The organism is Streptomyces sp. NPDC032472, assembly GCF_040636955.1.
In the GTDB taxonomy this organism is placed as follows: Bacteria; Actinomycetota; Actinomycetes; order Streptomycetales; family Streptomycetaceae; genus Streptomyces.
The window spans coordinates 21223-43870 of record NZ_JBEZVK010000006.1 but is presented as its reverse complement, the minus strand read 5'-3'; the positions used below and the strand labels follow the sequence as shown (position 1 = coordinate 43870).

Annotated in this window: 15 protein-coding genes; 12 read left to right on the top strand and 3 right to left on the bottom strand. The window is 72.7% G+C overall.

Features of this window, described 5'->3' with window-relative positions; translation table 11 throughout:
• Positions 1-17 precede the first annotated feature (17 nt).
• The 10 genes from AB0F11_RS05345 (at position 18) to AB0F11_RS05300 (ending at position 12637) form a co-directional block, all read left to right on the top strand.
• A complete protein-coding gene (locus AB0F11_RS05345; protein WP_362168681.1) occupies positions 18-1439 on the top strand; it encodes an ABC transporter substrate-binding protein in 1422 nt (473 codons plus the stop codon).
• Positions 1440-1508: 69 nt separating this feature from the next.
• Positions 1509-2837: a sugar ABC transporter permease gene (locus AB0F11_RS05340; RefSeq protein WP_362168679.1), complete on the top strand. Its 1329-nt coding sequence runs from the start codon at positions 1509-1511 to the stop codon at positions 2835-2837.
• Positions 2834-3682 (top strand): carbohydrate ABC transporter permease, encoded by an 849-nt coding sequence (locus AB0F11_RS05335; RefSeq protein WP_362168677.1) that lies wholly within the window; start codon positions 2834-2836, stop codon positions 3680-3682. Before AB0F11_RS05340 ends, AB0F11_RS05335 begins: the two co-directional genes overlap by 4 nt.
• A 97-nt stretch (positions 3683-3779) precedes the next feature.
• Positions 3780-6095, top strand: coding sequence for a bifunctional glycosyltransferase family 2 protein/CDP-glycerol:glycerophosphate glycerophosphotransferase (locus AB0F11_RS05330; protein WP_362168675.1), 2316 nt, complete (start codon positions 3780-3782; stop codon positions 6093-6095).
• Between the two features lie 120 nt (positions 6096-6215).
• Positions 6216-6983, top strand: coding sequence for an iron-containing redox enzyme family protein (locus tag AB0F11_RS05325; protein ID WP_362168673.1), 768 nt, complete (start codon positions 6216-6218; stop codon positions 6981-6983).
• A gap of 92 nt (positions 6984-7075) precedes the next feature.
• Positions 7076-8053 (top strand): 2-hydroxyacid dehydrogenase, encoded by a 978-nt coding sequence (locus AB0F11_RS05320; protein ID WP_362168671.1) that lies wholly within the window; start codon positions 7076-7078, stop codon positions 8051-8053.
• Positions 8054-8055: 2 nt separating this feature from the next.
• Complete coding sequence (locus tag AB0F11_RS05315; RefSeq protein ID WP_362168669.1) at positions 8056-9210, top strand: FAD-dependent oxidoreductase; 1155 nt, start codon at positions 8056-8058, stop codon at positions 9208-9210.
• A 60-nt stretch (positions 9211-9270) separates the two neighbouring features.
• Entirely contained in the window at positions 9271-9801 is a 531-nt protein-coding gene (locus AB0F11_RS05310; protein WP_362168668.1) for a hypothetical protein, read from the top strand.
• An 11-nt stretch (positions 9802-9812) separates the two neighbouring features.
• Entirely contained in the window at positions 9813-10793 is a 981-nt protein-coding gene (locus AB0F11_RS05305; protein ID WP_362168666.1) for a hypothetical protein, read from the top strand.
• The gene (locus AB0F11_RS05300; RefSeq protein WP_362168664.1) at positions 10793-12637 is read left to right on the top strand and encodes an SUMF1/EgtB/PvdO family nonheme iron enzyme; all 1845 of its coding nucleotides are present in this window, start codon (positions 10793-10795) and stop codon (positions 12635-12637) included. The genes AB0F11_RS05305 and AB0F11_RS05300 overlap by 1 nt, the downstream gene beginning before the upstream one ends.
• Before the next feature lie 83 nt (positions 12638-12720).
• Here the strand turns inward: AB0F11_RS05300 and AB0F11_RS05295 are convergent, their stop codons facing one another.
• A complete protein-coding gene (locus AB0F11_RS05295) occupies positions 12721-13374 on the bottom strand; it encodes a TetR/AcrR family transcriptional regulator (protein ID WP_362168662.1) in 654 nt (217 codons plus the stop codon).
• Between the two features lie 145 nt (positions 13375-13519).
• On the opposite strand from AB0F11_RS05295, the gene AB0F11_RS05290 reads away from it, so the two are divergent.
• Both AB0F11_RS05290 and AB0F11_RS05285 read left to right on the top strand, forming a co-directional pair.
• Positions 13520-14428 carry an ABC transporter permease gene (locus AB0F11_RS05290; protein ID WP_362168660.1) on the top strand — a complete coding sequence of 303 codons (909 nt, stop codon included), beginning with the start codon at positions 13520-13522 and terminating at the stop codon, positions 14426-14428.
• Entirely contained in the window at positions 14421-15203 is a 783-nt protein-coding gene (locus AB0F11_RS05285) for an ABC transporter ATP-binding protein (RefSeq protein ID WP_362168658.1), read from the top strand. The genes AB0F11_RS05290 and AB0F11_RS05285 overlap by 8 nt, the downstream gene beginning before the upstream one ends.
• A 94-nt stretch (positions 15204-15297) precedes the next feature.
• Here the strand turns inward: AB0F11_RS05285 and AB0F11_RS05280 are convergent, their stop codons facing one another.
• Positions 15298-17151: a protein kinase gene (locus AB0F11_RS05280; RefSeq protein WP_362168656.1), complete on the bottom strand. Its 1854-nt coding sequence runs from the start codon at positions 17149-17151 to the stop codon at positions 15298-15300.
• A gap of 187 nt (positions 17152-17338) precedes the next feature.
• Complete coding sequence (locus tag AB0F11_RS05275) at positions 17339-22303, bottom strand: NAD-glutamate dehydrogenase (protein WP_362168654.1); 4965 nt, start codon at positions 22301-22303, stop codon at positions 17339-17341.
• Positions 22304-22648: the final 345 nt, after the last annotated feature.

The window sequence follows — 22648 nt, the reverse complement described above, 5'->3', positions numbered from 1 at the left end:
GAATCGGGGGCAGAGCCATGCGCAGCAGGCCCGCAGCGAGCCGTTCGAAGAACCGTACGCACACGAGCAGGGGCAGGAGCAGGGCCAGAGGCAGGGGCCCCGCCGCCTGGGCGGCGCTGGCCGCCGCGGGCGTCCTCGCGCTGAGCGCGTGCGGGGACGGCGGCGGCAACAGTACGAAGGGCAGCCCGCCGACCTCCGGCGCCTCCGAGGCGCAGTCGGTGGCGTTACCGCGGCTGGACGGGGAGAAGCTGGAGGTCGCGGCGGTCTGGACGGGGCCGGAGCAGGCGAACTTCACGAAGGTACTGAAGGAGTTCGAGAAGCGGACGGGCGCCACCGTCGCCTTCGTCCCCGCGCAGGACCCGATCGTCACCTTCCTCGGTACGAAGATCGCGGGCGGGCAGCCCCCGGACGTGGCGCTGCTGCCGCAGGTCGGGGCGCTGACCGCGGCGGTGCAGAACAAGTGGGCGCAGCCGGTGGGCCCGGAGGCCCGGGCACAGCTCGACAAGAACTACTCGGACGGCTGGAAGAAGCTGGGCGCGGTCGACGGCACCCAGTACGGGGTCTACTACAAGGCGGCCAACAAGTCGCTGATCTGGTACAACGCCAAGGCCTTCGAGGCGGCGGGCGTCCAGCCCCCGAAGACCTGGAAGGAGCTGCTGACCGCGGCCGACACCCTGTCCGCGTCCGGCACCCCGGCCTTCTCGGTGGCCGGTGCGGACGGCTGGACCCTCACCGACTGGTTCGAGAACATCTACCTCTCGCAGGCCGGCCCGCAGAAGTACGACCAGTTGGCCAAGCACCAGATCAAGTGGACGGACGACAGCGTCCGCCAGGCGCTGACCACCTTCGGCGAGCTGCTGTCCCGCAAGGACTTCCTGGCGGGCGGCCCGAGCGGGGCGCTGGCCACGGAGTTCCCCAAGTCGGTGACGCAGACGTTCACCGGCGGGGACCGGCCGGCGGCGGCGATGGTCTTCGAGGGCGACTTCGTGGCGGTGAACATCGCACAGACCGAGGCGGAGATCGGCAAGGACGCGCTGGTGTTCCCGTTCCCGGCGGTGGGCGCGAAGGCGCCGGTGGTCTCGGGCGGCGACGTGGCGGTCGCGCTCAAGCCGTCGAAGGGGGCGCAGGCGCTGCTGACGTTCCTGGCCTCGCCGGACGCGGCGCGGATCCAGGCCCGTGAGGGCGGCTTCCTCTCCCCCAACAAGGCGGTCGGCCCGGACGCCTACCCCAACGAGATCCAGGGGCGCATCGCGGATGCCCTGATCAAGGCGGGGGACGACTTCCGCTTCGACATGTCGGACCAGGCGCCGGCAGCCTTCGGCGGGACCCCGGGCGCGGGCGAGTGGAAGGCGCTGCAGGACTTCCTGGCGAACCCGGGGGACGTGGCGGGCACCCAGGCCAGACTGGAGGCGGACGCGGCCAAGGCGTACGGGAACTGACCCGTGGCAGCCTCGGCCGGTACACGCAGGAGTACGGGTTCGGGCGCGGGAACCGGTGAGGCGGCGGCCGTGCGACCGGCCGCCGGCCCGACCCCGCGCTCCCGGCAGGAGCGGCGCCGCCGGCTCGTCGCGGCGGCGTTCCTCCTGCCGGCGCTGGTGCTGCTGGGCGCGCTCGTCGTGCACCCGATCGGGTACTCGCTCTACCGCAGCCTCTTCGACCGCTCCGGCGACACCTTCGTCGGCGCGGACAACTACGCGCAGATCCTGCGCGACGACGCCATCCGCACGGCCGTGCGGAACACGGCGGTGTGGGTGGTGGTGGCGCCGGCCACGGCCACCGCGCTGGGCCTGGTCTTCGCGGTGCTGACGGAACGGGTGCGCTGGGGGACGGCGTTCAAGCTGCTCGTCTTCATGCCGATGGCGATCTCGATGCTGGCGGCCGGCATCATCTTCCGCCTCGTCTACGACCACGACCCTGACCGCGGCGTCGCCAACGCGATCTGGGTCGGTGTCCACGACACCTTCGCCCCGGCCTCGGCGTTCCCCAAGGCCCGCCCGGGCCGGGACTCGCCGCTGGTTCCGGAGCAGGGCGCCGCCGCGGGCGGATTCACGACCCGTGAGCCGGTACGGGCGGGGGTGCCGGTGCTGCTGCCGCTGGTCGGGGTCGCCCCCGACGCCCTGCCCGACGGCACCCGTACGGCCAGACCCGCCGAAGGCGAGCCGGGGAAGGTCACGGGCACGGCCTGGCAGGACTTCACGCGGGGCGGCGGCGGCCGCACGAACGCGGTCGACCCGGCCGAGTCGGGCTTCGCCGGGATGCGCGTGGAGGCGGTCAAGGACGGCCGGGTGGTCGATGCGGCGACGACCCGCCCGGACGGCACGTTCACCCTGTCCGCGAAGGCCGACGGGGCGCTGCTGCGGCTGCCCGCGTCGAACTTCAAGGAGCCGTACGCGGGGGTGGAGTGGCTCGGTCCGGCGCTGGTGACCCCGTCGATCATCGGGGCGTACGTGTGGATGTGGGCCGGGTTCGCGATGGTGCTGATCGGGGCGGGGCTGGCGGCCGTGCCGCGGGAGCTGCTGGAGGCGGCGCGGGTGGACGGGGCGAACGAGTGGCAGGTGTTCCGCCGGGTCACGGTGCCGCTGCTGGCGCCCGTCCTGGCGGTGGTGCTGGTCACGCTCGTCATCAACGTGATGAAGATCTTCGACCTGGTCTTCGTGATCGCGCCGGGGTCGGTGCAGGACGACGCGAACGTGCTGGCCCTGCAGCTGTACCGGACCTCCTTCGGTACGGACGCCGACCAGGGGCTGGGCAGCGCCATCGCGGTGCTGCTGCTGGTGCTGGTGGTGCCGGTCATGCTCTACAACATCCGCCGGATGCGCCGGGAGGGCCGCCGATGAGCTTCGTGCACACCGCTGCGGCGAAGGCGGCCGGCGGGGCCGTGCGGGTCTTCCTGGTCTGCGCGGGCCTGTTCTGGCTGCTGCCCACGGTCGGCCTGCTGGTCTCCTCGTTCCTCGACGCGAACGCCCTGAACCGGGGCGGATGGTGGCAGGCCCTGACCGCGCCGGCCCGGCTGAACGCCGGGAACTACGAGCGGCTGCTCGCCAACGACACCATCACAAGTGCGCTGCTCAGCACGGTCGCGATCACCGTCCCGGCGACGCTGCTCGTGCTCGTCCTCGGCGCGCTCGCCGGGTACGCCTTCGCCTGGCTGGAGTTCCCCGGCCGGGACTGGCTGTTCCTGGCGGTCGTCGCGCTGCTGGTGGTGCCGGTGCAGGTGGCGCTGATCCCGGTCTCCGAACTGTTCGGGGCGATCGGCCTGTTCGAGACGACCGCCGGGGTGGTGCTGTTCCACACCGCGTTCGGGCTGCCCTTCGCGGTGTTCCTGCTGCGGAACTTCTTCGCGCAGATCCCGCGGGAGCTGCTGGAGGCGGCCCGCCTCGACGGGGCCGGGGAACTGCGGCTGTTCTGGCGGGTGGTGCTGCCGCTGGGCGCGCCGGCGATCGCCTCGCTGGGCATCTTCCAGTTCCTGTGGGTGTGGAACGACATGCTGGTCGCGCTGGTCTTCGCGGACTCGGCGCACCCGCCGATCACGGTGGCCCTGCAGCAGCAGGTCCGGCAGTTCGGCAACAACATCGACGTGCTCGCGCCCGGCGCGTTCCTGTCGATGGTGGTGCCGCTGGTGGTGTTCTTCGCGTTCCAGCGGCAGTTCACGACGGGGGTGATGGCCGGCGCCGTGAAGTGACGCATTTTCCTCACCCGTTTGCCGCACGCTGCGTAACCCGATCGCCACGCCGGGGGTTCCTGGGGGCAAACTGCCCGCGCCGACCCCTGGATGTGCCGTGCCCCGGTTCAGCGTCATCGTGCCCGCGTACAAGGTTCAGGCGTACCTCCAGGAGAGCCTGGACTCGGTCCTGACGCAGTCCTGCACGGACCTGGAGCTGATCGCCGTCGACGACGCCTCGCCGGACGGGTGCGGGGCGATCATCGACGAGTACGCCTCCCGCGACCCCCGGGTCACGGCCGTGCACCTGGCGCACAACCTGGGCCTGGGCCCGGCCCGCAACGCGGGCCTGGCCCGGGCCACCGGCGACTACCTGCTCTTCCTCGACGGTGACGACACCCTCGCCCCCGGCGCCCTGCAGGCCATCGCCGACCGGCTGAAGGACACCGGCTCCCCCGACATCCTCGTCTACGACTACGCGCGCACCTTCTGGACCGGCGAGGTGGTCCGCAACCGGCTCGCGCACCGCCTGTGCGAGGACGGCCCGGCCAGCTTCCGGCTCGCCGACCGCCCCTCCCTGCTGGGCATGCTGATGGTGGTGTGGAACAAGGCGTACCGCCGCGAGTACGTCGAGCGCGAGGGCCTGTCCTTCCCGACCGGCCTGTACGAGGACACGCCCTGGACCTATCCGGCGCTGCTGGCCGCCGAGTCCGTCGCCGTCCTGGACCGGGTGTGCGTGTACTACCGGCAGCGGCGCACCGGCTCGATCATGAGCACCACCAGCCGCGCCCACCTGGACGTCTTCGACCAGTACGAGCGGGTCTTCGGCTTCCTCGCCACCCGCCCGGAGCTGGAGCGCTGGCGGCCGGCCCTGCACCGGCGGATGGCCCAGCACTTCTGCGCCGTGTACGCCGACCCGCGCCGCCTCCCGCGCGCGAGCCGGGCCGAGTTCTTCACCCGGGCCTCGGTGCTGCTGCGCCGGCACCGGGCGGCCGGCTCCCCGCCGCGGTCGCTGTCGCGCACGGACCGGATCCGGCACGCCCTGATGCGGCTGGGCGTGCGCCGCACCTACCGCACCCTGTCGGTGCTGCGCGCGGCCGCGCTGGCGGCGGGCGGCGCCGCGGGGTCGCTGGGGCGGGGGCTGCGCGAGAGCGCGCTGCGCCTGCACTACCGCGTCCAGCGGCTGCTGCCGCTCTGGCCGGAGCTGGCGGTCTTCTCCGCGTACTGGCACGGCGGCTACGCCTGCAACCCGGCGGCGATCGAGGCCAAGCTGCGCGAGCTCGCGCCCCGGATGCGGACCGCGTGGATCTGCGACCCCCGCCACGCGGCGACCCTGCCGCCGCAGACGGCCCTGCTGCGGCCCGGCTCGGCCGCGTACTGGACGGCGCTGGCGCGGGCCACGTACCTGACGACGAACGTCAACTTCGACCGGTCGCTGGTCAAGCGCCCGGGGCAGGTCCTGCTCCAGACCCAGCACGGCACCCCGCTCAAGCGGGTCGGCCTGGACCTCCAGGACCGCCCGGCGGCCACCCCGACGACGGACTTCGCAGGGCTGCTGCGCGGCGCGGACCAGTGGGACTACCTGCTGTCCGCGAACCGGCACTCCACCCTGGTGTGGGAGCGGGCCGTGCCGTCCTCGTACACGACGCTGGAGTACGGCTACCCGCGCAACGACGCCTTCCACCGGGCCACCCAGCAGGAGGTGGTGGAGCTGCGCGAGCGGCTCGGCATCCCGGCGGGCTCGACGGCGATCCTGTACGCGCCCACCCACCGCGACTACCGGCGCAGCCGGCCCGAACACCTGGACTTCGAGCGGGTGCTGAGGGACCTCGGCCCGCGGTTCACGCTGCTGGTGCGCCGGCACCTGACGTACGCGGAGAGCCCGGACACCGCGGGCGCGGCGGCGCCGGAGCTCCGCCACCCGCGGCTGATCGACGTCTCCGCGCACCCCTCGGTGGAGGAACTCTGCCTGGCCTCGGACGCGTTGGTGACCGACTACTCCTCCCTGATGTTCGACTACGCGGCGCTGGACCGGCCGATGGTGATCCACGCGGACGACTGGGAGGCCTACGAGGCGGCCCGCGGCACCTATTTCGACCTGCGGTCCTGTCCGCCGGGCGCGATCGCCCGGACCGAGGACGAGCTGGTGGACATCTTCGCCACCGGCCACTGGCGGGGCTCGCGTTCGGCGCAGCTGCGGGCGGCGTTCCGGGCGCGGTTCTGCACCCACGACGACGGGCTCGCGGCGGAGCGGGTGGTGCGCCGCGTCTTCCTGGGGCAGCCCTCACTGGTGCCGCCGGTGGTTCCGCTGCACGAGCGGCGGCCGGCGCCGGCGGCCCCCTCGGCAGGGGCGGCGGGCGGACCGGCGGGCGGTTCTCCGGCGGCCACCGGACCCACGCTGGCCCCGCTGACCACTCCAGGATTGTGGCCGTAGCGGGGGTCTTCTGCCGTTCCGGTAATACGCCAGCGGAGCGACTGCTTCTACGCCACTATGGGAGCGCCTTGCCCTGTGATCGACCGTCGGGCGTCCCCACACGGAAGAGGTGTTTTCGTCATGGCGTTGACCGCACCGTGGAACGCGGAGTTAGCCAGCAGGCTCGTCGAATCGAACTTCGTCCAATGGCAGTACGGTGCACGTTTCCTGCCCGCCGAGACCGTCCCCCTGCATCCGGTGGTGGAGGAGGCGAGCCGGCTGGTCCCCGAGAGCGGGGTGGAGCGGCACCGGTTCTTCGAGCTCGCGGCCGACTCGCGGCCTGCGCTGGAGTTCTGGGTGTCGCAGGAGCTGTTCGTCACCGGGGTCTTCGCGCAGCTGCTCAGCCTCACCGGCAGCGCGCTGGTGAACGTCCACCAGCGGGCCCGTTTCAACCTGGTCCTCCAGGGGGAGCACGGAGGCGTGAAGGACGGCGTCGCACGGGCCTCCCACCCCTGGCTGCTGCACCGGCTGGCGCACAGCATGGGGATCGCGCCCGACTCCGTGACGCCCGCGGAACCGACCTACGACTTCCTGCGGGACCTGGCGTCCGCAATGGGCTCCCCGGTGGCGGCCCTCGGGGCGCTGGGCGTGGGCAACGAGCAGATGCTGGTCCCCGAATACGGCGCCGTGAAAAGGGCATTCGAAAACGCGGCGCCCGACGTCGAGCACGGTGATTTCCTGAACGCCAACATCGATGAGGACACGGAGCATTCGGCTCTCATCGCACACATAGCGTCCGAGCTGATCGCGCACGATCCGTCGCTGGCCCAGGACTACCTGACGGCCGCCCGCAGTTCTGTTTCCGCACGCATGCGGTACTACGACAGGCTGGCCGGTCTGTTCGCCTGACCGTTCCCTCGTTTCTCTCGTCTCTCCTCTCTCTCGTCTCTCTCGTCTCTCCTTTCTCTCCGTACGATCCAATCGACGTTTGGGGTAATCGCGTGGCCGATCTGGGAAAGATCCTCGTAACGGGCAGCAGCGTGGCGCAGAAGCACCTCGACCGGCTGTCCGAGTCCGGTTTCCGGGTGCATGTGGTTCCGGGCCTGCTCAGTGAGGACGAGCTGGGCGCGGAACTGGAGTCCTGCACCGCCTATCTGCTGGGCGGTGACGAGTTCGCCTCGCGCGCGGCGCTCACCCGGGCCAAATCGCTGAAGGTCGTCGGCTTCCTGGGAGTGGGGTACCAGTCCTTCGTCGACGCGGACGCCGCCGCCGAACTCGGCATCGCCGTCACCAACACACCGGGCACGCTGACCAACAGCGTCGCCGAGTTCACCATCGGCCTGCTGCTGGCCCAGCGCCGGCAGATCCCCTCGTACGCGGCCGACTACCGCTCCGGGAACGCGGGCGGCGAGGAGAAGCAGCACGACCTCGCCGGACACCGCCTCGGCATCATCGGCCTCGGCGCGATCGGCACCCGGATCGCCGAGATCGGCGCGCTGGGCCTGGCGACCGAGACCGCGTACTACTCGCGCACCCGCAAGCCCGAGGTGGAGGAGCGCCTCGGCATCGCCTACAAGGACCTGCACAGCCTGCTGTCCTGGGCCGAGAACCTCGTCGTCATGGTCCCGGACACCCCCGAGACCCGCGGCATGATCGGCACCGACGAGGTCGCCCTGCTGCCGGCCGCCGGGATCACCCTGGTCAACACGGCCCGCCCCTCGGTGGTCAGCCCGGCCGCGCTGCTCCAGGGCCTCGGCAGCGGCCGCATCCGCACGGCCGCGTTCGACGGCTTCTACGACGCGGACGTCCCCGAGCGGGACGAGCTGCTCGCGCTGCCGCCGTCGAGGCTGCTGGTCACCGGGCACATCGGCTCCCTCACGCACGACGCCCGCGACGCGATGGCCGTCAAGTGCATCCAGTCCATCGTCAACGTCGTCACGGGAGAACAGGACTCCTACATCGTCAACGGGAGCAGCTGAGCATGGGCTCCGCACTCGTCGTGGTCGGAGCGGGCGTCATAGGCTGCTCGGTCGCCGCTGCGGCGAGCGACCTCTTCGACAAGGTCGTGCTCCTGGACGCCCGCGCGGACACCGGCATGGCGGCGAGCTGGGCGGCCATCGGCGGGATCACCCCGCAGAGCGACGACTTCTGCCGCGGCCCGCTGCGGCAGTTCGCCGAGGCGAGCCGGCGGATGTATCCGCAGTGGCTGGCCGGGCTGGAGGCCGGGTCCGGGATCGAGGTGCCGTTCCTGGACTCCGGCCTGCTGCAGGTGGCCCTGGACCCGGTGGAGCAGCGGCGCGTCCAGGAGCAGCTGGTGCCGCAGTGGGTGGAGCAGGGCTTCCGGGTCGAGCAGCTGGACGCGGGGGTCCTGGGCGTGACCGAGCCGCTGCTCGCGCCCGGGGTGCTGTCGGCGGTGCGGCTGCCGAGCGAGGGTGCGCTGGAGCCGCGGGTGCTGATGGCGGCCCTGGGGACGGTGGTGCGCCGGGATCCGCGGATCGAGGTGCTGGCCGGGGCCCGGGTGCGGGGTGTCACGGCGCGCGGGCAGGGGGTGGAGGTGCGCCTGGAGGGCGGCCGGGTCCTGCACGGCGACCGGTGCGTGGTGGCGGCCGGGGCGTGGAGCCCGGACCTGGTGCCGACCCGGCCCGGCGGGCAGTTCCCCGTACGGGGGCAGGCCGCCGAGCTGGTGGTGCCGGGCAGCAGCGGCTATCCGCTGCGCCACCACGTGTACTGCAAGGTCGCCGTGGACGACACCACCGTGTCCTCGTACGCCGTGCCGCGCCACGACGGGCGGGTGGTGGTCGGGGTCACCTACGACCAGGGCCGGTGGGACGAGGGGCCGGAGGAGGCGGCCACCGAGCGGCTGCTCCGGGCGCTGCGGCTGCTGATCCCCTCCTCGCGGGAGTGGCGGCTGACCGGCGCCTGGGCCGGCATCCGCCCGGGCACGGCCGACGGCTACCCGCTGGTGGGGCACGCCGACCCCGAGGGGCGGGTGGTCATGGCGACCGGGCACTTCGGCGTCGGGATCACCCTGGCCCCGATCACGGCGGCGCTGGTGCGCAGTGTCCTGGCGGGGTCCGGGCTGTCCGCCGAGCAGGCGGAGGCCCTGCGTGTGATGGATCCGCGGAGATTCCTGTGAGGGTGAGGGGCGTTCCGATTGGCGTCAGCAGATCTGAGGACCATATGGCGTAGCGCGGGCATGCGGTGGGGGCTCCTGGCGGCGGTGGTCCTGCTGCTGTCCCTGCCGCTGTGGGGGCTCCGGCCGTACGGGAGGGTGTTCGACCACGACACGGCCGGGACCTGGGGCGACTGGGTCAGCGGGGTGGGGCAGGTCGGTGCGGTCACCGCGGCCGTCGGGACGGTCCTGCGCTCCGAGAAACGGGAGCGCAGGAGGCAGCGCACGGCCGCCGCCGCCTGGATGACCGTGCTGTCGGACGCCGACCAGCCGTACTGGGCGGTGCAGGTGGAGAACTCCACCACCCTGCCCGTCTTCCGGTGGCGCGCGGACAGCCCCGACGGCTCGGTGCACCTGTGCCACGAGGAGCTCGGGCCGCTCGTGCCGGGGCGGAGCGACTACGAGGTACCGCTCGCGGTGCAGCCGGACCAGAGCCGGGCGCTGCCGCTGAAGTTCGAGTTCGCAGACAGTGACGGGCGGTTCTGGAGCCGGTCGGAGCTGGGGCGCGTCACCGCCGTGCCCGAGCCCGCGGCGTGGCACCCGGTCGGCCCCTGAGGTGAGGTGAGATGACCACTGATCCCGAAGACGGCTCCGGGCGGCAGGGCACGCGCCCCGCGCCCCGTCGCATCAATCCCCAGGCCCCGCGCGGGCCGGGCGAGCGCATACCGGACCAGCCGGGTCCGCCGGGGCAGGGGGCCGGGGGCGGCGGCGCTGCGGGCGGGGCCGGTGCGGTCGGTGCCGGTGCGGCCGGTGCCGGGCCGGCGGGGCCCGGGGGTCCGCCCGGGCCGGAGCTGCTCCCGCCGCGGGAGCTGCCGGTGGAGCTCGTCCACTACCTCGGCGCGCTGCGGGCCCTGTCGGCCACCAGCCAGGAGGGCGCGGACGCGGGGGCCTTCCCCGACCGTCCGCTGGACGCGGTCTGGATCCCGCGGGAGGTCCGCGAGATCGACGCCCTGACCCGCACCGCCCCGCCCGGCGACGAGGACTCCCCGGGCCTGCCGCTGGACGGCGTCGTCCTGCACGGCGCGGGCCGCTCGCTGGTGCTGATCGGGCCGCCGTGCTCCGGGCGCACCTCGGTGTGCACGCACTACGCCTCGCTGCTGGCGGAACGGGCGCTGACCGGCGACGCCGAGGCGCCCGTACCGCTGCTGGTCAACGCCCTGGACGTGCCCGCGCAGGGCGACTTCGCGGCGATGGCCGACGCCCTCACCGACGCCGCGGTCTCCCGCTCCGGGATCGGCGCGTACGGCCCCGTCGCCCGGACACTGCTGCGGGACTCCCTCGACCGGGCGTTCCTCTTCGTCGACGGGGTGGAGGACGTGCCCCTGCACTCCCACGCCAGCTCCGACAACTGGTCCCCGCGCACGGTCCTGCAGACCCTGGCGCAGCTCCACGTGCACTACCGGAACCTGCGCGTGCTGGTGACGATCTCGGACTCGAGCTGGTTCTCCGCCGAGTGCGCCCGGTCGCGCGACACCAGCGCCTACGTCCTTCGGCCGCCCAAGCAGCGCGACCTCGAGAACTACATCACCGGATGGTTCACGACCTGATGCCACCCCACGAAGGAAAGCTCTCCGAGCGGCTCATCGCCGCCATCCGCGGGGACAGCGCCCTCGCGTCGACGGCGCGCGTCCCGTACCTGCTGCACCTCCTGGTCGTCTCCACCGAGCGCAATCACGAGGTCCCCACCTCCGTCGGGCACTTCTGCCGGCTGGCCGCGGAGGAGTTCCTGCACAAACGGCCCCGCAGACGGGCCTCGGCCTCCTCCGAGCCCTGCCTGCTGCGGCCCTCGTACGACACGGAGATCCAGCGGATCATCGAGGAGGTCGGCTTCTCCATCACCGCGCTGCGCTCGGCCGGGCCGGAGGTCAACTCCATCTCCGCCGCGTCCGTGCAGGAGCCGATCCTGCGGGCGCTGGGCGAGGAGCTGGAGTTCCTCGACGCCTTCCCGGCCGTCGTGGACTACGTGCAGTTCCTGCGCAAGGGACACGGGATCCTCGCCGTCGACGCGGCCAGCCGGCTGTCGTTCCGGGAGAACCTCTTCCGCGACTACTTCGCCGGCTGCGCGCTGGCCCGACGGGACTCCGAGACCATCGTCGGGCTGTGCCGCCACCCCATCTGGCACGCGCCGCTGCGCTACTGGGCGAGCTCCCAGACCACCGCCGAGGGGCACCGCCTGGTCACGGGCACGGCGGCGGAGCTGGCGGGCGCCGCCGAGGAGGCCGGCGGGGAGGGGCTGCCGCTGTGGCTGCTGGCCGGTGAACTGCTGGTGATCCTGGCGGCGGTGCGGCCGGGCGCCGAGCCGTCCGGGCTGGTCCGCAGGCTGCGGCGGTCGGTGTCGGAGGCGGTGGCCGTGGCGTGCGGGGACCGCGGCCGCGACCTGGAGACCCGGGACCGGGCGGCCACCGTGCACGCCCAGCTCAACCCGTCGACCTGGGACGAGAGGTGCCCGGAGCTCCTCGCCCTCAGCTGCCCGGTCCCGGCGGGCTCGTACCCCATCGGCTCGCGGACCCCGCTCAACTCCCGGGACGACAAGTACCAGCACATCGACTGGTACCCGCAGCACACGGAGACGATCGAGGAGTTCCGGATCTCCGCCCTGCCGGTCACCAACCGGGACTACGCGGAGTTCGTCGCCTCCGGCGGCTACCGGGACCCGGACTGCTGGCCGGAGGGCCCGGCGCGGCTGTGGGTCACCCAGGACGAGGCGTTCATCAACGCGCCGGACGGCCCGCGCGCCGGGTCCACCGACACCCAGCGGATCCACCTGAGCAAGGAGATGCGCGAGGGCATCATCGACGAGGAGTCCCTCCAGGAGTACGTGGACCAGCTGCTGCTGCGGCAGGTCCCGCTGTACTGGTGGGACCCCCGCTACAACCAGCCCACCCAGCCCGTCGTCGGGGTCAACTGGTGGGAGGCGGTGGCGTACTGCCGCTGGCTGACCAAGCGGCTGCGCGAGCGCGGGGTGCTGGACGGGGACGGCTACGCGGACATCCCCACCGAGGCCGAGTGGGAGTGCTCCTGCCTGGGCCGGCCGGAGTCCGCGCCCTACCCGTGGGGCGCCGACTGGCAGGACGGCATGGCCCACGTACGGGCCGAGCAGGGCTGGACCCAGCGCTCGGTGCCGGTGGGGCTGTTCCCGTGGGCGGCGCGGGAGGGCCGGCCCCAGGACATGATCGGCAACGTGTGGGAGTGGACCCGCTCGCTGGCCTGGCCGTACACGCGGTCCGGGCCGGGCCGCGAGGACATCCGGGCCGCGGGCGACCGGATCGTGCGCGGGGGCTCGTGGTTCTCGCGGGAGCCGCTGGCCCGGCGGATCCAGTTCCGGTCCTACGACCCGCCGCAGAACGCGTACGTGGACCTCGGCTTCCGGGTCGCGTTCTACACGCGGTAGCCGCCGGGCGGGGGCGGGCCGGACCCCGGCGCTCAGCCGCGGGCCGCGCTCAGCCGCGGGCCGCGCTCAGCCGCGGGCCGCGCTCAGTCGCGGGCGGCCGTCAGCCCCGCCACCACCGACCCGGCCAGCTCGTCGAGGTAGGCGGCCGGCACCTCGTCGCGCACCACCACCTGGCGCCAGTACAACGGCCCGATCGCCAGGTCCAGCGCCCGGCCGGGGTCGGTGCCGGCCGGCAGCTCGCCGCGCGCCACGGCGTCCGCGACGATGCCCTGCGCCATCCGCAGCTCGCCGTCGAGGAGGGCGCCGCGCACCGCGTCCGCGATCTCGGGGTTGCGGGCCGCCTCGACGAGCAGGTCGGGGATGACCGCGGAGGCCACCGGGTGGCGCAGCACGTGTGACATGACCTCCAGCAGGGCCCGTACGTCGCCGTACAGCGAGCCGGTCGCGGGCACGGGCAGGCCGTCCACGGCGAAGGCCTGCACCAGGTCCAGGACCAGGTGCAGCTTGGACTTCCAGCGCCGGTAGACGGCGGTCTTGCCGACGCCCGCGCGCCGGGCGATCCCCTCGATCGACATCCGCGAGAACCCGACCGCGGCCAGCTCCTCCAGAACCGCGGCCCGGATCGCCTCGGTCACGTCCTCGCGCAGCACGGCGGCCCCGGCGGGGGCGCGGCGGGCGGGGGCCGGGTCGGCGGCGGGGGCGGTGGCGGGGGTGGAGGCGGCGGGATCCGTGGTCATGGACAGAGCATAGCCGCGCACGCCGACCCCACCTCGTCACGACGATACGGTTGCGTTCCGTCGCACCGCGCCCTAACCTCGCCGTAGCGACGATACGGTTCCGTTCCATCGCCCCGGCGTCCCGACCCGTCGAAAGCGACCCCTTGTGACTCCACCGACCCTGGCACCCGCAACGGCGCCCGCCCACCGCACCCCCGCGGAGCTGGCGGCCGCCCACGGCCTGACGGTCAGCGGCGCCCGCCCCCCGCTGCCGGCCTACGTGCGCCGCCTGTGGGAGCGCCGCCACTTCGTGACCGCGTACGCCACCGCCCGGATGCAGGCCACGTACAGCACGGCCAAGCTGGGCCAGGCCTGGCACCTGGTCACCCCGCTGCTGAACGCGGCCGTCTACTACTTCATCTTCGGGATCGTCATGCACGCCAGCCACGGCGTGCCCGACTACCTGCCGTTCCTGATCACCGGCATCTTCGTCTGGGACTTCATCGGCAGCTCCATCAACGCCGGCACCCGGGCCGTCCACAGCAACCTCGGCCTGGTCCGCGCCCTGCACTTCCCGCGCGCCAGCCTCCCCCTCGCCTCCGTGGTCCAGCTCTTCCAGCAGCTCCTGGTCACCATGGGCGCCCTGGTCCTGCTCCTCCTGGCCTTCGGCCAACCGCCCACGCTGTCCTGGCTGCTGGCACTGCCCGTCCTCTTCCTCACGGCGGTCTTCTGCGCGGGTTGCGCCATGGTCATGGCCCGCATCGGCAGCAAGAACCCGGACGTCAGCCAGCTGATGCCGTTCGTCCTGCGCACCTGGATGTACTCCTCCGGCGTGATGTGGTCCATCGACCAGATGCTGCGCCAGGACCAGCTGCCGCACTGGGTGGCCCTCGCCCTGAAGACCAACCCGGCGGCCGTCTACATCGACCTCATGCGCTACGCCCTGATCGACAGCTTCGACGCGCACGCCCTCCCGCACCACGTGTGGGCGATCGCCGTCGGCTGGGCCCTGCTCGCCGGCGTCGGCGGGTTCGTCTGGTTCTGGAAGGCAGAAGAGGAGTACGGCCGTGGCTGACCCGACCGCGACCGCCACCCGCGTGCCGACCGTCATCGCCGACGACGTGCACGTCATCTACAAGGTCAACGCCGGCGGGCGCAAGGGCGGCGCCACCGCCGCGCTCAGCCGGATCCTGTCCCGCAAGCCGGCTCCCGGCGTGCGGGAGGTGCACGCCGTGCGCGGGGTGTCCTTCACCGCGTACAAGGGCGAGGCCATCGGCCTCATCGGCACCAACGGCTCGGGCAAGTCCACCCTGCTGGCGGCCATCGCGGGCCTGCAGCCGGTGGCCCGCGGCACGATCTACTCCCAGGGCCAGCCGTCGCTGCTCGGCGTCAACGCCGCCCTGATGAACGACCTGACCGGCGAGCGGAACGTGATCCTCGGGGGGCTGGCGATGGGCATGAGCAAGCAGCAGATCCACGAGCGCTACCAGGACATCGTGGACTTCTCCGGCATCAACGAGAAGGGCGACTTCATCTCCCTGCCGATGCGCACGTACTCCTCCGGCATGGGCGCCCGGCTGCGCTTCTCGATCGCGGCGGCGAAGGACCACGAGGTCCTGATGATCGACGAAGCCCTCGCCACCGGCGACGCGGCCTTCCAGCGCCGCAGCCAGGCCCGCATCGAGGAACTCCGCGAACGGGCGGGCACGGTCTTCCTGGTCAGCCACAGCATCGGCACGGTCCGCGAAACCTGCGACCGGGCCATCTGGCTGGAGTCGGGCACCCTCCGCATGGACGGCCCGTCCAAGGAAGTCTGCGACGCCTACGAGGCCTACACCCGCGGCGCCTGACAGATCCAGCCCCGCCGGCGTTCGAGGCGCGGGAGCCCTGGGGCAGAGCCCCCGCAACGGCGCCGCACCCGCATGACGGCAGCCCGGCGGAGCCTCACGGCACGCGCCACTGCTGCGCCTTGCTCCCCGAGGCGCAGGGGACCACCGTCAGCTGCTGCCCGGCGCCGTTGTCGGTCAGGCAGCCGCCCTGGAAGGCGATGTCCTTGATGAGGTACGCGTTGGACCCCGCCACCCGCTCCAGGTTCCACCACACCCCTCCCCCGCCGCCGAGCTCTGCCCGCACGGTGTCGCCGAACTGCGTCAGGGCCCGGCCGAGGTAGGCGCCGTTCGGGGAGCAGACGCGGAAGGATTCGTAGTTGCTCCGCTCGTACACCCAGCCCATGGCCGTGGTCCCGCCCATGACCACCTTGGTGCCCGACGCGGTGCTGTTGGAGCCCAGGCCGACCTTCAGCCCGTCGCCGACGTTGGTGATCGCTCCCCACACACCCGCGCCGCACCCCGCGGGCGGATTGGCCCCGGAGCCACCGCCCGCGCCGCCCGCGCCGGCACCGGCGCCGCCCGGGGTCCCGCTGCCGGTCGGCTGCTGGCCACCGCCCGAGGGGCTCCCGCCTCCGCCCGAGGGGCTGCCGGCGCCACCGCCCGAGGGGCTGCCGCCGCCCGCGCCACCGGCGGCTGCGCCACCCGGTCCGCCCGGGGCGGGCCCGCCCACGGCGCCGCCCTGCGCCGCGGCCGGGTCCTGGCCCGGGACCGGGGCCGAGGGGCCGGGCGAGGCGCCCTGCGGGCTGCCCGGGGGGACGGAGGCGCCGGGCCCCTGGCCCGCGCCGCCGGACGCGGCGGGTGCGGACGCCGCCGCGGACGGCTGCCGGCCGGCGCCCTGCGCGTCGGCCTCCTTCCCCCACGGGGCGATCTGCAGCACGGTGACGGCGACGGTCACGGTCACGCTCACCGAGACGGCGACCGGCACGGCGACACCCTCGGGGATGCCGAGCCGCTGCCACCACTTCCTCCTGCCGGAGCCGCCCGCCGCAGCGGACCCGTCCGACCCGGCCGACCCGGGGGACTCGGCGGACCGTACGACGACCGGCCCCGCCGGTGCGTCCAGCTCGCCGAGCGGCCGCCCCGCCGCCGCACGGCGCGCCGCCGCCGCCATCACCGAGGCGTCGGCGTACCGCTCCTCGGGCCGCTTGGCCAGCGCTCGGGCGACGAACGCGCGTACCGGCTCGGGCAGCGCGTCCGGGAGGGCGGGCGCGGGCTCCCGGACGTGCTTGAGCGCGATCTCGACCACCGACTCGCCGGTGAACGGCGGCTCCCCGGTCAGCAGTTCGTAGACGACCACGCCCATGGAGTACAGGTCGGACGCCGCGATGGCCCCCAGCCCCTCGGCCTGCTCCGGAGCCATGTAGAGGGCCGTGCCGAGCACCGCGTGGGAGTCGGTGATGCCGGTGCTGGCCGCGCTGGACCTGGCGATGCCGAAGTCGGTGACGGTCACCCGGCCGTCGCCGCCGAGCATCAGGTTCGACGGCTTGATGTCGCGGTGCGTCACCCCCTGGAGGTGTGCCGCGTGCAGCGCGTCCAGGGCCTGCCCGGCGATGTCGAGCGCCTGCTCGGGCGGCAGCGGACCGGACTGCGCGCGGACCTCGTTCAGGGGCCGCCCCTCGACGAGCTCCATGACGATGTAGGCGACCTCCTCACCCGACTCGATCGGGCTCTCGCCGTAGTCGTGGACGTCCACGATGCCGGGGTGGCTGAGCGAGGCCAGGACCGTGGCCTCGCGGCGGAACCGCGCCGCGAACGCCGGGTCGTCGAGCAGCGCCGGGAGGAGGACCTTGACGGCCACCTGCCGCCGCAGCACGGCGTCGTCGGCCCGCCACACCTCGCCCATCCCGCCGCCGCCGATCCTCTCGGTCAGCGTGTACCGGTCCCCCAGAACCGTGCCCCGTCCCCACATGCGTGTTCCCCCGCAGCGCCATCTGGTCGAATGGTCCGTACAAGTGCAGCCGGGCACAGGGTACTTGGGGCGCCGCGCAGTTGCCCGCGCCTGATGCGCCCCCGTGACAAGACCCGGGGAAACGGGGAGGCCCCGGCCCCCGGAGCGGAATCCGGGGGCCGGGGCCTCGGTCGTGCGGGGGCGGGGATCAGGCGTGGGCCCTCAGCAGCGACCGCATCGTCCGCATCGCCACGGACAGGTTCGCCAGGTCGAAGTCGTCCGACCCCCGGATCTCGTCCAGCGTGGTCCGCGCGCGACTGATGATCGCCGCGTTCTTGTCCTCCCAGGACTTGAACCGCTCCTCCGGCGTGGATTCCCCGTTGCCGGCCGCCAGCACGTCGGCGGTCAGCGCGGCGTGCGCCGCGAACAGGTCCTCGCGGATGGAGGCACGGGCCATGGACTGCCACCGGTCGGCGCGCGGCAGCTCGATGATCCGGTCCATCAGCTGGGTGATGTCGAGGCGGTCGGCGAGGTCGTAGTACACCTCGGCGACACCGAGCGGGTCGACACCGGTGCGGTCGGAGATCGCGACGATGTCCAGCGTCGGGAACGCCGACGAGAACCCGGCGACCTTCGCCGCCAGCTCCTCCGGCACGCCCTCGGCCGCCAGCTCGTCCAGCACCAGCTGGTACCACTCCAGGTCCGCACCGCGCACCAGCTTCGGCAGCTCGCCCCAGACCTGGGCGACCCGGTCGGCGAACAGCTCGATGGTCTCGGTGATCTGCAGCGGCTGCGGCCGGTTGTTCAGCAGCCAGCGCGTGCCCCGCTCGACCAGGCGCCGCGAGTGCAGCCGCACCCGGGTCTGGACGTCGGCCGCGACCTTGTTGTCCAGAGCCTCGACCGCGTCCCACACCTCGGCCAGGCCGAAGATCTCGCGGGCCGCGAGCTGCGCCCGGACGATCTCCTCCGTGGAGGCTCCGCTCTCCTCGCGCAGGCGGTGCAGGAAGGTCGAACCGCCGGTGTTGACGGTGTCGTTGACCAGCATCGTGGTGATGATCTCCCGGCGCAGCGCGTGGGCGCCGACCTGCTCGGGGAACTTCGCCTTCAGCGCGGCCGGGAAGTACGAGTCCAGCAGGCGGCGCAGGTACGGGTCGTCCGGCAGCTCGGTGGCGATGAGCTCGTCCGCCACCGTGATCTTGGTGTAGGCCAGCAGGACGGCCAGCTCCGGCTGGGTCAGGCCCTTGCCGCTGCCGAGCAGCTCGCGGACCTGCCGGTCGGTGGGCAGGAACTCCAGGCTCCGGTCCAGCAGTCCGGCCTGCTCCAGGCGGCGCATGAAGCGCTGCTGCGCGTGCAGCAGGCTCGACGCCTGGGCCACGCCGTTGGCCAGGGCCACGTTCTGCGCGTAGTTGTTGCGCAGCACGAGCCGGCCGACCTCGTCGGTCATCTCCGCCAGCAGCGAGTTGCGCTGCTTGACGGTCATGTCGCCGTCGGCGACGACCGCGTTGAGCAGGATCTTGATGTTCACCTCGTGGTCGGAGGTGTCCACGCCCGCGCTGTTGTCGATGGCGTCGGTGTTGACCTTGCCGCCCTCGCCGCCGGCGCCGGTGCGGGCGAACTCGATGCGGCCGAGCTGGGTCAGGCCCAGGTTGCCGCCCTCGCCGATGACCTTGGCGCGGACGTCGGCGCCGTTGACGCGGATGGCGTCGTTGGCCTTGTCGCCGACCTCGGCGTGCGTCTCGGCCGTCGCCTTGACGTAGGTGCCGATGCCGCCGTTCCACAGCAGGTCCACCGGAGCGTGCAGGACGGCCTGCATCAGCTCGGCCGGGGTCATCTTGGTGACGCCCGCCTCGATGCCGAGGGCCTCGCGCATCTGGGCGTTGACCGGGATGGCCTTCGCGGAGCGCGGGTGGATGCCGCCGCCCGCGGAGAGCAGCGCGGTGTCGTAGTCGGCCCACGAGGAGCGCGGCAGCTCGAACAGGCGCCGGCGCTCGGCGTAGGAGACGGCCGCGTCCGGGTTCGGGTCGATGAAGATGTGCCGGTGGTCGAAGGCGGCGACCAGGCGGATGTGCTCGGAGAGCAGCATGCCGTTGCCGAAGACGTCACCGGACATGTCGCCGACGCCGACGACGGTGAAGTCCTGGGTCTGGGTGTCGTGGCCGAGCTCGCGGAAGTGCCGCTTGACGGACTCCCAGGCGCCGCGGGCCGTGATGCCCATGCCCTTGTGGTCGTAGCCGGCCGAGCCGCCGGAGGCGAAGGCGTCGCCCAGCCAGAAGCCGTAGGACTCGGCGACACCGTTGGCGATGTCGGAGAAGGTCGCGGTGCCCTTGTCGGCGGCGACGACGAGGTAGGTGTCGTCCTCGTCGTGGCGGACGACGCCCTTGGGCGGGACGACCTCTCCGCCGACCATGTTGTCGGTGATGTCGAGCAGCGCCGAGATGAAGATCTTGTACGAGGCGATGCCCTCGGCGAGCCACGCGTCGCGGTCCACCGACGGGTCCGGCAGGTTCTTCGCGACGAAGCCGCCCTTGGCACCGACCGGCACGATGACGGTGTTCTTGACCATCTGCGCCTTGACCAGGCCGAGGATCTCCGTACGGAAGTCCTCGCGGCGGTCGGACCAGCGCAGGCCGCCTCGGGCGACCTTGCCGAAGCGCAGGTGGACGCCCTCGACGCGCGGGGAGTACACCCAGATCTCGAAGGCCGGGCGCGGGGCCGGGAGCTCCGGGATGGCCTGCGGGTCGAACTTCATCGACACGTAGGAGTGCTGCTCGCCGTCGGCGCCCAGCTGGAAGAAGTTGGTGCGCAGGGTGGCCTTGATCAGCGTGAGGAAGGACCGCAGGATCCGGTCCTCGTCGAGCGAGGCGACCTGGTCCAGGGCCCCGTCCAGCTCCTCCAGCATGGCGTCGATGAGCTCGGTGCCGGCGGACTGGCGGCCGGGCGACATCCGGGCCTCGAAGAGCGAGACCAGCAGCCGGGTGGTGTGGACGTTGTTGCGGAGGGTGTCCTCCATGTAGTCCTGGCTGAAGGTGGAGCCGGCCTGGCGCAGGTACTTGGCGTACGCGCGCAGGACGACGGCCTGCCGCCAGGTGAGACCGGCGCCGAGGACCAGAGTGTTGAAGTTGTCGTTCTCGGCGTCGCCCCGCCACACGGCGGCGAAGGCGTCCTGGAAGCGCTCGCGGGCGTCGTCGCCGAGGTAGTTGTCGCCGTTGGCCGGGACGGGCATCCGCAGGCCGAAGTCGTAGATCCACGCGTTGCTGCGGTCGCTGCAGCGCAGCTCGTACGGGCGCTCGTCGGTGACCTCGACGCCCAGGCGCTGCAGGACGGGCAGGACCGCGGACAGCGAGACCTGCTCACCGGTGCGGTAGATCTTGAAGCGGCGCTCGCCGGGGCCGGCGCCGACGGGCTCGTACAGCGACAGGGCGAAGTCGCGGTCGCTGGCGGAGAGCCGTTCGAGGTGGACGAGGTCGGCCACGGCGCCGCGCGGCGTGTGGTCGGCCTTGTAGCCCTCGGGGAAGGAGCCGCCGTACTTGCGCAGCAGCTCGGCGGCGCGCTCCTCGCCGAGTTCGGCGGTCAGGGCCTCGCCGAAGCCGTCGGCCCAGGAGCGGGCGGCCTCGACCAGGCGGGCCTCGACGCGCTCGACGTCGGCGTCGGTCAGCGCGGGCAGCTGGGTGCCCTGCGGGACGCGGACGACGAAGTGGATGCGGGAGAGGATCGACTCGGTGTTCCAGGCGGTGAAGTCGACGCTGGTGCCGCCGAGCTCCTCCTTGAGGATGTCCATCAGGCGCAGCCGGACACCGGTGGTGAAGCGGTCGCGCGGCAGGTAGACGAGGGCCGAGTAGTAGCGGCCGTACTCGTCCTGGCGCAGGTACAGCCGCAGCCGGCGGCGCTCCTGCAGGTACAGGACGGAGGTGGCGATCTCGCGCAGCTTGTCGACCGGGGTCTGGAACAGCTCGTCGCGCGGGTAGGTCTCCAGGATCTGCAGCAGGTCGCGGCCGTCGTGGCTGGACGGCGAGAAGCCGGCGCCCTCCAGGACCTCGGCGACCTTGCGGCGGATGACCGGGACGCGGCGCACGGACTCGGTGTACGCGGCGGAGGAGAACAGGCCGAGGAAGCGGCGCTCGCCGACGACGTTGCCCTCGGCGTCGAACTTCTTCACGCCGACGTAGTCGAGGTACGAGGGACGGTGCACGGTGGCGCGGCTGTTGGCCTTGGTCAGCACCAGCAGGCGGTGCTCGCGGGCCTTGGCGCGGGCGTCGGCCGGGAGCCGGTTGAAGGACGGCGAGACGGGGTGGGCGTCCTCCTGGCCGTGGTGGACCGGGTCGGAGCGCAGGATGCCGAGGCCGGTGCCGGGCACGGCGGCCAGGGCGTCGCCGTCGACGAGGTTGTACTCGCGGTAGCCGAGGAAGGTGAAGTGGTCGTCGGAGAGCCAGCGCAGCAGCTCCCGGGCCTCTTCGAGCTCGTACTCGTACAGGTCGGGCGCGCAGGGCTCGTTCGGCAGTTCGTCGGCGATGCGCAGCGCGGCGTCGCGCATCTTCTCCCAGTCCTCGACGGCCTCGCGGACGTCGGACAGGACGCGCTGGAGGTCGCCGGTGATCTGCTTGAGGTCGGCGCGGTCGGTCTCGCGGTCGATCTCGACGTGGATCCAGGACTCGACGAGGGAGTCGTGGGGGCGCGCGGTCCGCGGGCCGTGGGCGTCGCAGTCGGGGCCGAGGATCTCGATGAGCTTGCCGGTGATGTCGCGGCGGACGACGACCTGCGGGTGGATCACGACGTGGATGCCGCGGCCCTGGCGGGACAGCTCGTTGGTCACGGAGTCCACGAGGAACGGCATGTCGTCGGTGACCACCTCGACGACGGAGTGGCTGGAGGTCCAGCCGTTCTCCTCGACGGTCGGCGTGTGCACGCGGACGTTCGCGGTGCCCTGCGGGCGGTTCTCGGCGAGCCGGTAGTGCGAGAGCGCCGCCCCGAAGACGTCGACCGGGTCCCGGTCCAGGAGGTCCTCGGGCGCGGTGTGCAGGTAGTAGCGCTGGAGATAGGAAAGAGTCGTGTCCCGGTCGGGCCGCTCTCCCTGCTCGGCCCCAGTCGGAAGTACCCCCCCGGCCGGGCTGTGCTCAGCTACCCGGGCCGCCCGCGCGAGCAGCTCGGCCTTTGCTTCGTCCAGCTTGGTCTGCATGTCCTCTGGCTCCTGTCGCGCGCCATTGCGTGACGTAGGTGAAGGAAGGAATGACGTAGCGCCGCGAGGCGGGGTGGTGTCCGTCCGGAGCCGACGCTATGTCGTCGTGAGAGCCGTCCGGGAGGGATTCGGCCAAGATCGGCGCGGTGTCCCGGAGGCGGGGACCAGCGAAGGCCCGGGCACGGTTGTGCGCCGGGCGCAGGCCGGGGGCTTCGGCGCCCCCGATGACTATCGCGCTGATCACGGGTACCAGGCTATCTCGCCCGACCCCCATTGCGTCACGGTCCGGATCTGTACAAAAGCAAGTCCGGAAGTTTGACGATGTGCGCAGTGACGCGAAGGGCC